Below are 12025 nucleotides of genomic sequence, written 5' to 3' on the forward strand. Positions count from 1 at the left end.
TGTTTTTGGTTTTACTACTCAATCCGAAGATGGAGTTCGCTGGTTTGGTCATAGTGGAGGAGCACCAGGAATAAATTCAACACTTAGAATTTATCCAGAATCTGGATATGTAATCGCAGTCATGGGTAATTTTGATCCTCCTGCAGCAGATAGAGTAGCTGCTTTTATGGAAGCTAGATTGCCAGCTCCAGCCAAATAATTTCTAATTTTGATTGTTGACTTCTTAGCGCACATTTCGTTTGTAAAATGGCCGCTTGCTGAGCTGATGGGCTCCAATTTATGGACATCCATTCCTAGAAAAATAGAGTTACGCATGAAATATTCCATAGCAATTTTGCAATAGCAAAATATCGAATATTTGAAAATGATAATACTTTAACATATAAAAGTTAATTTTAGCTAAGTTGAAAAAGCAATTACATCCACTTTCACTTAAATTATTTGCTATACAATGTTAAACATAGTATAATAGTCATAATTTATCTAATTAACAATTTAATAATCATGAACTATTCAAGATAAAGGTTATAAATGGGCATTGCTCTATCAAATCTTCCACCTAAATTTAATCAACACCTTCTCGGCCATTCTGAATGTAAGGCTCCAGTAGGTCTAAAAGAAGAAATAGATCAAGTTTTCCAAGATTTTTTATGTAATAGCTGTTCAATCGAAGAAAAAAATAACATTCGAGAATGTGTCAATAGTATTATTAAAGGCCCGAGAGAAGATGATGATACATTTACTACTCCAGATACACATCTATATAGAGTGCGAAAAGCATTAAAAATTCAAAAATATATCTCTGAGAATGGTTTGAATGATGTCATGGAAGTTCCTGAAAAGTATATCTATTATCATTCACAAGAAGATAAGCTATATGTGATCAGCAAAAAAATTGAATTATCAAACGAAATTGCAAGTATTAACTCACCCCATCGGGAAGAAATTTTAAAAAAAAGCGAACGGATGGGCCAAGTACAAGCTTTAAGAGAAGGGAAGCCAAAACGAGACTTTACTCCAATTCAAGCTAGGGCTTTAGCAGAGCTTGCTTCACTGGGTTATACAGATCTTAATTACAATAATCTCTTTTTCACAAAAGATGGCAAGGTTGCTATTCTTGATACAGAACCTTTTACTAGAGCATGTAAGAAGTCCTTATGTGATGGTTTAATGGGCTATTTCATTGATAAAACTGCACTAATTGCCCAACAAGCTATTGAAGGCACTGCTAGACTTAAATTGTTTTGTAAGAATTCTAAAGCTTTAGAAGCGGTTGTTATGGTTGAAAGAAACAATGCGCTTTGGAGTATGGCAAAATTAACAGCCAAAATTATCCTCATAAGTCTATTTGTTTTTTATGCTCTTCCTGCTTTTAGTGGGACTTCCTTGGCTATGAATTCAATTTTGACTGCAGCAAAGATATTACTCTTTATTAAAACACTTGTCTTATTCAATAATCTTTTTAGTATTGGCCTCGCTTGGAATTTTAGTATAAAGGGAGATATGTACCGACTAAACAAATTGGATGATACAGCGCTTCTCATTAGTGAGATTTACAGAGAAATTGTAAGTTGCATTTGATGTGTGGTCAATAAATAAATAAATAAAGAAAGAAGACTCTATTCTGACGTATTATTATACTCGATCTTTACATCCTGATAGAATACACTTTAATCCGACATTTTCTCAAAATCATGGAGCAGAAGATAAAGCATGAGCTCTATAAAACCCCAATATTTACCACCGGCTTTTATAGAGTATCCTCGTATTGTCCAAGAGCATCCCTTAGATACGTATGCTCGCTCGATGATAGAAAGAGAAGAGTTTTTAGAAGTTGCAAAAATGATTGCACAATCAGTGGCGACTCAGTTCCAACAAAATAGCTTTTCGGAAATTTTTGCAAAGATATCCCAACAACGCGCATCTAATCAACAAGCTGCAAGACAGGAACTCACGTGGGAGCAGCAAGATGCTTTTTTCTTCCATAAGACATATTCTTCAGAAGTCTCAGCACAGGCAACTTGCTACCCCTCGTATATCACATCAAATGCAATTTTAGTTGTAGGCTCTCTCCTTGGCACTGGAGTGACCCGTGAAGTTCGCATGGGGGCTGAAATTCGTGCAGATGGAATACGAGCTTGTGCAATGAATTTTCTTAGAACTGATAACGCTCTTTATAGCCATGACATAACTCAAAAAAATTATGAGCATCTTCGAACTTTTCAAATGCAAGAGAGACTCCGTGAAATAGAACCCAGCCTGCCACAGATAACAAAAACTCTCTATCGGTTTCATGATTCTGACTCAAATTCAAAGCACAATACAGTGTGTATCCTTACAGAACTTTTTCAGGGCAGCCTTGAAGATCGAGCAAAACATCTTTCTCCTTCTACCGGATTCGATAAAATCCTAAGATTTCGCAGCTTTCAACAAATCAGTAAACAGCTGATGAAGCTGCATCAAGAAGGAATCGTGCATCGTGATTTACACGATAAGAACGTTCTTGTCAGATTAGAAAAAGGAAACGAAGACGGTTATTTTGATGTCCATATACAAGCAACACTTTGTGATTTTGAAACAGTAGGACCAATTTTTCCTCAAATACCCAGCGAACAAACGCCCTTACACGCATCTCTTACTGAAATTGGATATCTTAACAAAGCGCCTCGCTCCGATGGTCCTTGTCATCCGCCAGAACTGCGGAAGCTGGGCAGCGATTGGATCTACGACTATACTCGAGCCGCAGACATCTATGCCCTTGGCTTAATGGCATTAACGCAATTTGGCGGCCGGCAATTTCTTATGAGCAAAGCACCTCCTGAGCGTATTCTTCACGCACTTTCGGCGTATGGAGAACTTGCAGAGTTAGTTTTACGAGCCCTATCACCACAAACAGAGATACATCCTACACTTGCTGAAATTGAATATGTGCTCACAGAATCTTTAACAACTGCACATCCAGATGAATGTAATCGGCTATTAGAGAAGCTCAAAACCATGTCAGTGCCTGAATTTGCCGAGTGGATACTTAAAGAAAAAAAACTTGATCAATATCGATATTGGAATCCAGAATGCCTTACTACTGAATATATCCACAAAGCACTCGATTTTGTGCCTGGATTTGCATTGATTGTGCAGAAAGCGCTTGCTGAGGATCCTGAATCGCGGCCTTCTGCTAAAGATTTTGTAGATTTTTTTGAGAACGCAGAAGGATCTTTTCAAGAGATACTGAAACAATATTTAGAATAGGGAATTTGACTTATATATTTACCCAACATGCGTGTCACCAGCCCATTTTTCCCGTTTTCCCACGTGACCCCAAATTCAACTCGAAAATGAATCTGGACACGCTGCAAATTGTCAAAAACGTTTCTGCATACCATAGTATAATTGCATTTTAAGATTGAGATCTATATGCACTTCAACTTAATCCAAAATAGCTTGGTGTAAACTTGTGTATTCAAAAATATTCCTATTCCTACTTCTATTAAGCTTTTCAGCGAACAGATTGCAAGCAGCTGAGCGCTTGAAAGTCGATGTGCAAGTTTTTGAGCAATCTATAGCCATTATGGAGGGAGGAAATTTTTCCATTGATATTCGATGCAATCCGATCCCCCTTAAATCTCAAGCCATGCAAGATTATCTTACGAATGAAATTCCTGAAATTTCCCCTTGTCAAGGAGCCTATTTCGGCAATCAGAATCAATCCATTTCAGATAGGGATGCAGCAATGATAGAAATTAGCGGATTGAAAGTCTATGGCGTTGACACTCAGCAAGACACTATCATCGCAGGAGTTGAACCTATTGGGATCGGAATGGATGCTACTCTTAAAAAACTGCAAGAAATCTTATTACTGTCTTCTTCTCAGCGCCCAATTTTTATTGGATTTGATGTTGACGACACTCTTTTAGGTTTGAGAGAGGATCACACCAAAGAAGAATTCTTAAAGGAACGCCAAGACCTTGCCGAAGCTGTCGCACAACTTGCTCTTGAAGGTGTAAAAATCGTTATTTTCAGCGATGGAGATTCTCAAGTTACGTTGAAGAGGATTGGTTATCCCTTAATGCAAATTTTACAGAAAAAGAAATTGCAAGAACCTATGACGCTGACCTTTTATGTGAATGGAATGATTACGAAGTTGAAATTAACGAACTATCCCGATGCAGCACCAACAGTTGCTTTTGATGCAGACTATAATGCGGAATGCCGTTTGAAGGCTAATTGTGTGGCATTATTGTCGAATCTCATTGGAGGAGTTGCTGAAAACATAGACGGTTTGATGTTAGGTTCAGGAATTTTGGCTGACTACTACTTTGGCCATCTTACACAATTGAATGCAGATGGTCTTCATGTACGCAATCAAGATTTTTTTCCCGAATTTCTAACAATGCTAAGCCCTAAATGCAATGTTCTCCCACCTACCTTTAATTTAAGAGATTTCAATTCAAACACAGGAGATGTTTCCATGATGTCGATCACTGGCCTTCCTTCAGCGTATCGGCCTACACTCATCCATGCCATTGCTGCGCAACTAATGAATATGCCGCCCACATTCTGAGCTGACTCTCCTTAAGGTTAAGTAATACTGCTCCAAGATACATGCCGCACTTCAATTCCTGCGTTTTTGTAGTGTTGAAGTTTACTCTGAGAGGCAGCTTCTTTAGCGGCATCAGTTTTGTCAAGAAGTTCTAACACATCCCCGCTTTCATTCTCTAATGGCGCTGAAAGTAGGTTGAATGTGGTTTCTGCTTTGGGCCATTTTGGATCATTTTTTGTGAAGATCGCTATCTTCTCTATAGATGGAACCTTTTTAAGTGTATGTGGTAAAAAGGATTCGGCTGGAAAAGACCATAATAATTGATCCACAAATTTTGCAACATTATCATCTTCGACAATAAACTGAAGATTTTTCCCTTTTAAAGCATATTCACGAGCTATCGCACTGATGCACTCTTTTTTATGGGCTGTCGTAGTTACTGTAAAAAAGGTTACATTCATGTATGCCTACTTATGTTCATCTAATTTTACATCTTTTAAGACAGGCGCTACCCCTTCTTGAGGGTCTAATGGAACGGGTTTCTGCTGTTCACAGCGGTTGAATATAGGCAAGATGGATCCGCAAGAAATGATAAATTTCATGGCGTCTTCGACCTTCATATCTAGAAAAACTACATCTTTAGTTTTATAGATAGAGACAAATCCGGATGTCGGGTTAGGGGTTGTAGGGATGAAGACTGCGAGATATTCATTTTCATTTTCGGACAAACCTTGAATATCAGTTGTTGCGACCAAACCGATGGTCATTGCATCTTTATGCGGAAAAGGTGCTAGCACAACTTGTTTGAAAGAACGGCCGCCGGATGAAAAGATTGTATTAACAACTTCCTGCGAAGTTTTGTAAATGCTGTTGATAAATGGAATGCGTAAAATAATCGCATGCCAAAGCCGGATGAAGTAATTGAAAAAGAACCAACGCGCAATGAACCCAAGTGCAATGGTAAAGAAGAAAAGGCAAAATAAGATGATGACTTTGCTCAAAAGCAATTGTACCTGTTGTGCCGTTAAGAAAAACCACCCCCCTGCAAAAAGCTGGTACCTATCAAAAATGGATTGAAGGACACCCATGAAAGGATTAGTCAATAAGCTAACGATAAAATGGACCACAACTACCGTGAGCGCTAAAGGAAGCAAGATCACTAGCCCTGTCACAAAATATGTTTTGAAATTATTCTTTTTCACTTTTTTGATACCCATTTCGAGTTCTTAATATAAAACCGCCAGAGGAGGTGCGCGTCATCACCGGCATAATCTATACCAATACGTTTGGAGCTTACTATATCATGTGTGCCTTTAGTACGCGATTCAATCCAAATCGTAGGCGGCTGCAAATTGATTCCTGTATGCGCGAGTGTTATTCCTAGCGCCTGAGCTAGTTTTCCTGGTCCGGAAGTCAACGCGCGGTTGGTCGGCTCCATATGACGACGTTCAGCCATAACTTCAACCCCTTCACAGGGTTCTAATGCTCTTATAAGTACTGCGTGGGGAATATCTTGAATATTAGTCACAACATTGAAAAGCGCATGCAAACCGTAGCAGGAATAGACATAGCATACACCGCCTTCCGCATACATGATAGAGTTTCGTTTTGTTTTGCGGCCATTGTACGCATGCGAAGCGCGGTCTTCTGGGGCTCTGTAAGCTTCTGTCTCTACGATCATTCCACTGGTGAGTTTTCCGCCGATATGGGTACAAAGGTACTTCCCTAACAGCTGCTGACTAATGGTAATAACATCGTCCTGAATATAGAAAGACTTATCTAAAACCCTTCTTATGTCCTTTTTTCCCACGCCGTCTTTCATCTTTTCTATTATTATGGCTCTTCTTAGGAAAATTACTCTCTTTCATTAACTGGCGGACTCTTTCCTGATGTGTAATTTCACGATCACGGATAATATCCCAACGCGTTTCCAACATCACATAGTTGACTTCGAGAAGCAGTACTGAAAGCTTATCACCCACGCGATAGATCTCACCATTACGTTGACCGCGCAGTTGCATTTTATGTTCATCATAAATGTAGTAATCTTGGCCAATATTACTGATATGTAAAAAGCCTTCAACCATTACATCCATAGCTTCAAAATAGATGCCAAAGTTTTTTATCTTAGTGATGACGGCATCGTATTCTTTGAAAGGATCCTCTTTCTTGATCGAGTCTAACCACCGCAGCTTTTTAAGCAGGACAACGCTTTGTTCTGCACGTGAGCTTTTGCGCTCTTGTTCGGAACACTGTGTTGTGATCTTGGATAGTTCTTCTGAAGTGTAGCCTGCTTGAAAAATAGACCGGTGTATGACCAAGTCAATATAACGTCTAATAGGGCTGGTAAAATGGCAGTAATGCTGCAAACTTAGTCCATAGTGGCCAATATTTTCTTCTGAATACACAGCAAGGCGCATTTTACGGATATAGGCATTAGCTAGATATTCGCTAATGGGATTGTCGGAAATACTATCGAACATCTTCTGAAAGTCAGAGGGCTCCGGCTCATTAGCGATTTTCAAACCAAAGGCATGGCAAATTTGGACGAATTCGCGAATATTCTCGGCTGCAGGCTGATCGTGGACACGGTATGCGACTTCCTTACCTTGCTTGTGCAAGTGGATCGCAACGATCTCGTTCGCCTTAAGCATAAACTCTTCAACTAACTGGTGCGTGACATCGTACTCTATGCGCTTTGTACCTGTAGGCATTCCATTTTCATCGACGACAACCATTAGCTCTGAAAGAGAAAACTCGATACTTCCTCTAACATAGCGTTGTTTCTTTAAGAGCTTGCACAACTCCACCATCAGATGCAGCGTAGGAGCGTGTTTACTTCTTTTCTTGCCGTCTAGAACTTCTTTGGCCTCTTCATAAGAAAAGCGTTTGGCACTGCGGATAACGGATTTGACAATTTCATACTTAACAACATTCCCGACTTTATCCAATTCTATCACAACAGTGACAGTCAAACGATTAACATTAGCGCGTAGGCTGCATAGGTTATCGGAAAGAACTGAAGGCAGCATCGGAACACATCTGCCGGGAAAATACGTCGAATTACAACGTTGGTTCGCTTCTAAATCTAATGCTGTCCCGGGTTCGACGTAATGCGAAACGTCGGCAATGTGCACCATCAGCTGATAATGCCCTTTTTTATTCTTAGATAGGGATAGGGCATCGTCGAAGTCTTTAGCAGTAGTGGGGTCGATTGTAAAGGTTTCTACTTCTCTGAAATCTGCTCTACCGGCAATATCTGAGGCAGACACTTGCTTGCCGAATTTCTGCGCTTCCTCAATGGCCTGTATAGGAAAATGATCGCGGATCTCAAACTCTTCAATAGCTGCAGGGATATCGCACGAAGGATCTGTGATATGGCCCATTTTTTCTTTCAGCGTGCAAATGGTAGGGGTCTCTTTCTCTCCCCATTTTTTTACAGCCAGAATAACCCTGTCTCCAACCGTTAAGGAATTTCCCTCTTCATCTTCGACATAAACAGGACGGGTAGGCCCTAAAAGCGGAGCAAAGACCCAAGCTTTATGTTCGTGATCTATACGATTGACAATACCCGCTAAATGGGATCTTCCTCTCTGCAAGATAGTAACGATACGCCCTTCAGGACCTTTTTCAGATATAGCCAGGCGGTTTATCAAAACTTCAACCGTATCACCGTGCACAGCATCTAACGTCAAATGCTTAGGAATGAAAATATCTTGCTCCATTCCGAAGTGCTTTTCGGGCTGTAAAAAGGCGAATCCACGCGGATGCACGGATAGAACACCGCTGACAACATCGTCGCGCACTTTTTTGCAATGGTAACGCTGTTTCTCTACAAGTGCTACGCCTTCAGCAACAAGGCTTTTTAATATTTCGCGGAAAAGATCAAAATGTTGCTTTGGAATTGCTAATTTCTCTCTTAGCTCTTTAAAGGTAGAAGGTTGGAAATTTTTTCCTGAGATATACTGTCGAGTGCTTCTAAGTAGATTTTCAAAGAGCTTGTCCTGCTTAGGTGTCGCTTTGACTTCCGGAGCGGACACAGGAACGGGTTTTTTCTCTTTTTTAGCCTTTGCAGGCGCTTTATCTTTAAGCTCTGGCTTCTTTGCCGGCTTCTTTTTGGGGCTTGTCTGTGTCTTTTTTATCGAATCTGCCATCGTTTTATCTGAAACATGTGATTAAAATAGGATCATAGCATACCATATTACATAAAACATACATGAGATTATCAAAGTTATGGCATACGAACATCAACGCATCGAGAAAAAATGGCAATCCTTCTGGGAGAAACACAAGACGTTTAAGGCTGACAACTCCTCTACTAAGCCTAAATACTACGTCCTAGATATGTTCCCCTATCCTTCCGGCGCAGGACTTCACGTAGGACATGTCGAAGGCTACACAGCATCTGATATTATTTCCCGCTATAAAAGACAGAAAGGATTTGAAGTTTTACACCCCATGGGCTGGGATAGCTTCGGTCTTCCCGCAGAGCAATATGCCATCCGTACCGGAACCCACCCCGCTGTTACCACTAAGAAAAATATCGATACATACCGTCGCCAATTGCATTCTCTTGGATTTAGCTATGATTGGGAACGCGAATTCGCCACTAGCGATGCAAAATATTACAAATGGACACAGTGGATCTTTACTATTCTCTATAACAAAGGTCTAGCATACGAAGCAGAAATGTATGTTAACTACTGCCCCGTCTTAGGAACTGTTCTTTCCAATGAAGAAGTTGATAACGGGCGCGCCATCGAAGGTGGACACTTAGTCGAACGCCGTCCTTTGAAACAGTGGATCCTTAAAATTACGGAATACGCTGATCAATTATTGGAAGATCTTGCCGACTTAGATTGGCCCGATTACCTTAAAAGACTACAGATCAACTGGATAGGGAAAAGTGAAGGGGCCCATGTCCAATTCCGGATCAAAGACCACTCCGGCATCATTAAAGTCTTTACCACACGCCCCGATACTCTTTTCGGTGCAACTTATATGGTCCTAGCTCCGGAGCACCCCTTAATAGAAGAAATCACAACAGCTACACAAAAAGCGGAAGTGAATGCCTATAAACAAAAAGCCGCTAACGAAACTGATCTAGACCGTACCGCCCTCAACAAGGATAAAAGCGGTGTCTTCACCGGCGCCTACGCCCTACACCCCATAACTCAAGAACCTGTTCCTATCTGGATTTCCGACTACGTCCTCATGACCTACGGCACAGGTGCCATTATGGCCGTCCCTGCGCACGATGAAAGAGACTTTGAATTCGCACAAGCATTCCATCTTCCTATCCGCTGTGTATACGATGTCGATAGCAAAGACCTTGCTGACAACCCTAATCCGGAAGAACTTAAGAAAAAAATCCTTGCAGGAGAAGCCTGCTGGCCCGGTTCAGGTAAATCTATCAACAGCCAATTCAGCGGACTAGACCTTAATGGACTTTCTGTCGAAGAAGCTAAAAAGAAAATCATCGACTGGTTAGAAGCAAACAGTAGCGGCAAACGCGCCACAAGCTACAAACTACGCGACTGGCTCTTTGCACGCCAACGCTACTGGGGCGAACCATTTCCTATCCTCCATTTTGCTGACGGCACCAAACGCGTCCTCGACTTAGATGAGCTTCCCCTATGCCCTCCGGAGCTATCAAATTACGCACCCTCCCCAGAAGGTTTAAGCCCGCTAGGCCGTGCCAAAGAGTGGGTGGATATCACAGACCAGAAAACAGGCAAGCAGGCCAAAAGAGACCTCAACACTATGCCGCAATGGGCAGGATCGTGCTGGTACTACTTACGTTTCTGCGATCCTACAAATGACGAAGAAGCCTGGAGCCCTGCATCGGTAAAAAAATGGCTTCCTGTCGACCTTTACATCGGCGGAGTAGAACATGCCGTACTGCACCTACTCTATTCACGCTTCTGGCATAAAGTTCTCTATGACTGCGGACTAGTCCCTACAAAAGAACCTTTCAAATGCCTGCGTAATCCAGGAATGGTTACTGCACGCTCCTTCCAGCTAAGCACAGGCGCCTATGTAGAGCCAGTCGATACTCGCGAAGAAAACGGCGAATTCTTCCACGTCAAAACAGGCGAGAAATTGCGTTCGCAAATCGATAAGATGTCTAAATCTAAACTCAATGGCGTGACACCTGACGAAATTATCGAAGAATTCGGCGCAGATTCTCTACGCCTATACGAAATGTTCATGGGACCGCTAGAGAAAGAAAAAATTTGGAACACCGATGCTGTCAACGGCTGCTACCGCTTCCTCAATAGATTCTATGATATGGCAACTTCATCCAAAATAACCGATCAAGAAGATCCTGAAGCAATGCGTATCGTCCATAAGGCTGTCCACGGAATTGAAAAAGATATTCAAGATCTGCAATTCAATACCGCCATAGCCAAGATGATGGAATTCATCAACGAGTTCACTCGCCTGTCTGCATACCCGAAAAAAGGGATCTCTATGATGGTGCAAGTCCTCATGCCTTTCGCACCACATATGGCAGAGGAACTTTGGGAATCCCTAGGAAATAAAACTACCGTTTCCCTGGAAGCTTTCCCTGAAGTTGATCCTTCTCTCTTACATGAATCAAGCGCTACCTACGTTGTCCAAGTTAACGGTAAAGTACGCGCACGCTTTGACATGCCTATTGACCTTTCACAAGAAGAAGTCATGAAGCTTGCCCTCGATAACTCCTCTGTGCAAAAGTTCATCGACGGTAAAGACATTCAAAAGGTAGTGTTCGTCCCCAACCGCCTGCTAAACTTAGTGGTCTAATGCACTACGTCACAGCACCTTGGATAGATTTAAGAAGTAAGCCGGAACCTCACAGTTCCGGCTCTCTACGCGTCAAAGACCCCCTGCAAGAAACGCAGCTTCTCAAAGGCGAAAAAATCAATATCCTTCAAAACTGCGGACAATGGCTTTTTATCGAAGCCCTAGATCAGCCTGTCTATGAAAAAGACTCCTTAATCCCTTATAAAGGATGGATACTCAACGAAAACATTGCTGCAGAACCTCCGCTATTCGCACAAAAACCTATCATCCCTTACGACCAATTCATAAACCTAGCCCTCACCTTCACAAACGTCCCCTATCTATGGGGCGGCCTCACCTTCTGCTTTCCCGAAGATGACAACAGCCGCGGTATCGACTGCTCCGGCCTCATCCACTACCTCTACCGCCGCTGCGGCAAGGTTATCCCTCGCAACTCTGCGGACCAATATAAGTTCTCGCAGCATATCCAACTCAAAGACCTACAACCTAGAGACTTACTCTTCCTATCGCTTAATAAAATCTATCACGTTATGATCTACCTAGGCGGGGAAATTTGGTTCGAAGCCACCAGCGACTCCATGAATGTCCGACAAGCCACCACTACACAAAAGCTTGGAATACCTCTATCAGAAATGATCGAAGGTCTCCCACCCAAAGATAATATTCAAGCTTTCGCCGGAAAAATTAATTTATAAA

The 12025-nt window shown here is 41.7% G+C and carries 10 protein-coding genes; 5 read left to right on the plus strand and 5 right to left on the minus strand.

Annotated elements, in window-relative coordinates; translation table 11 throughout:
• Positions 1-90: 90 nt before the first annotated feature.
• Positions 91-315 (minus strand): hypothetical protein, encoded by a 225-nt coding sequence (locus WC222_05725; GenBank protein MFA6915876.1) that lies wholly within the window; start codon positions 313-315, stop codon positions 91-93.
• 216 nt (positions 316-531) lie between these two features.
• On the opposite strand from WC222_05725, the gene WC222_05730 reads away from it, so the two are divergent.
• From WC222_05730 to WC222_05740, 3 genes are all read left to right on the plus strand, one after another.
• Positions 532-1581 (plus strand): hypothetical protein, encoded by a 1050-nt coding sequence (locus tag WC222_05730; GenBank protein ID MFA6915877.1) that lies wholly within the window; start codon positions 532-534, stop codon positions 1579-1581.
• A 132-nt stretch (positions 1582-1713) separates the two neighbouring features.
• Positions 1714-3249 carry a lipopolysaccharide kinase InaA family protein gene (locus WC222_05735; protein MFA6915878.1) on the plus strand — a complete coding sequence of 512 codons (1536 nt, stop codon included), beginning with the start codon at positions 1714-1716 and terminating at the stop codon, positions 3247-3249.
• 205 nt (positions 3250-3454) lie between these two features.
• Complete coding sequence (locus WC222_05740) at positions 3455-4561, plus strand: hypothetical protein (protein ID MFA6915879.1); 1107 nt, start codon at positions 3455-3457, stop codon at positions 4559-4561.
• Between the two features lie 17 nt (positions 4562-4578).
• On the opposite strand, the gene WC222_05745 is transcribed toward WC222_05740, so the two are convergent.
• Genes WC222_05745 through rnr form a run of 4 tightly spaced genes read right to left on the minus strand, consistent with a single transcriptional unit; the run spans position 4579 to position 8694 of the window.
• A complete protein-coding gene (locus tag WC222_05745) occupies positions 4579-5001 on the minus strand; it encodes a DNA polymerase III subunit chi (GenBank protein MFA6915880.1) in 423 nt (140 codons plus the stop codon).
• Between the two features lie 6 nt (positions 5002-5007).
• Positions 5008-5757, minus strand: a complete 750-nt coding sequence (locus WC222_05750; GenBank protein ID MFA6915881.1) for a DUF502 domain-containing protein — start codon at positions 5755-5757, stop codon at positions 5008-5010.
• Positions 5739-6362 carry a DNA-3-methyladenine glycosylase gene (locus WC222_05755; GenBank protein ID MFA6915882.1) on the minus strand — a complete coding sequence of 208 codons (624 nt, stop codon included), beginning with the start codon at positions 6360-6362 and terminating at the stop codon, positions 5739-5741. The genes WC222_05750 and WC222_05755 overlap by 19 nt, the downstream gene beginning before the upstream one ends.
• Positions 6316-8694: a ribonuclease R gene (rnr, locus tag WC222_05760; protein ID MFA6915883.1), complete on the minus strand. Its 2379-nt coding sequence runs from the start codon at positions 8692-8694 to the stop codon at positions 6316-6318. Before rnr ends, WC222_05755 begins: the two co-directional genes overlap by 47 nt.
• Positions 8695-8773: 79 nt before the next feature.
• On the opposite strand from rnr, the gene leuS reads away from it, so the two are divergent.
• Positions 8774-11329: a leucine--tRNA ligase gene (leuS, locus tag WC222_05765; protein ID MFA6915884.1), complete on the plus strand. Its 2556-nt coding sequence runs from the start codon at positions 8774-8776 to the stop codon at positions 11327-11329.
• Positions 11329-12024: a C40 family peptidase gene (locus WC222_05770; GenBank protein ID MFA6915885.1), complete on the plus strand. Its 696-nt coding sequence runs from the start codon at positions 11329-11331 to the stop codon at positions 12022-12024. Before leuS ends, WC222_05770 begins: the two co-directional genes overlap by 1 nt.
• The last annotated feature ends 1 nt before the right edge of the window (position 12025 follow it).

The organism is Parachlamydiales bacterium (genome assembly GCA_041671045.1).
GTDB lineage: Bacteria > Chlamydiota > Chlamydiia > Chlamydiales > JABDDJ01 > JABDDJ01.

Excerpts from the sequence above, each read along its gene's own strand:
- WC222_05730 (MFA6915877.1), top strand. The coding sequence starts at position 532 with ATGGGCATTGCTCTATCAAATCTTCCACCTAAATTTAATCAACACCTT.
- rnr (MFA6915883.1), bottom strand. The coding sequence starts at position 8,694 with ATGGCAGATTCGATAAAAAAGACACAGACAAGCCCCAAAAAGAAGCCG.
- WC222_05735 (MFA6915878.1), top strand. The coding sequence starts at position 1,714 with ATGAGCTCTATAAAACCCCAATATTTACCACCGGCTTTTATAGAGTAT.
- WC222_05750 (MFA6915881.1), bottom strand. The coding sequence starts at position 5,757 with ATGGGTATCAAAAAAGTGAAAAAGAATAATTTCAAAACATATTTTGTG.
- WC222_05755 (MFA6915882.1), bottom strand. The coding sequence starts at position 6,362 with ATGAAAGACGGCGTGGGAAAAAAGGACATAAGAAGGGTTTTAGATAAG.
- WC222_05770 (MFA6915885.1), top strand. The coding sequence starts at position 11,329 with ATGCACTACGTCACAGCACCTTGGATAGATTTAAGAAGTAAGCCGGAA.
- WC222_05725 (MFA6915876.1), bottom strand. The coding sequence starts at position 315 with ATGCGTAACTCTATTTTTCTAGGAATGGATGTCCATAAATTGGAGCCC.
- leuS (MFA6915884.1), top strand. The coding sequence starts at position 8,774 with ATGGCATACGAACATCAACGCATCGAGAAAAAATGGCAATCCTTCTGG.
- WC222_05745 (MFA6915880.1), bottom strand. The coding sequence starts at position 5,001 with ATGAATGTAACCTTTTTTACAGTAACTACGACAGCCCATAAAAAAGAG.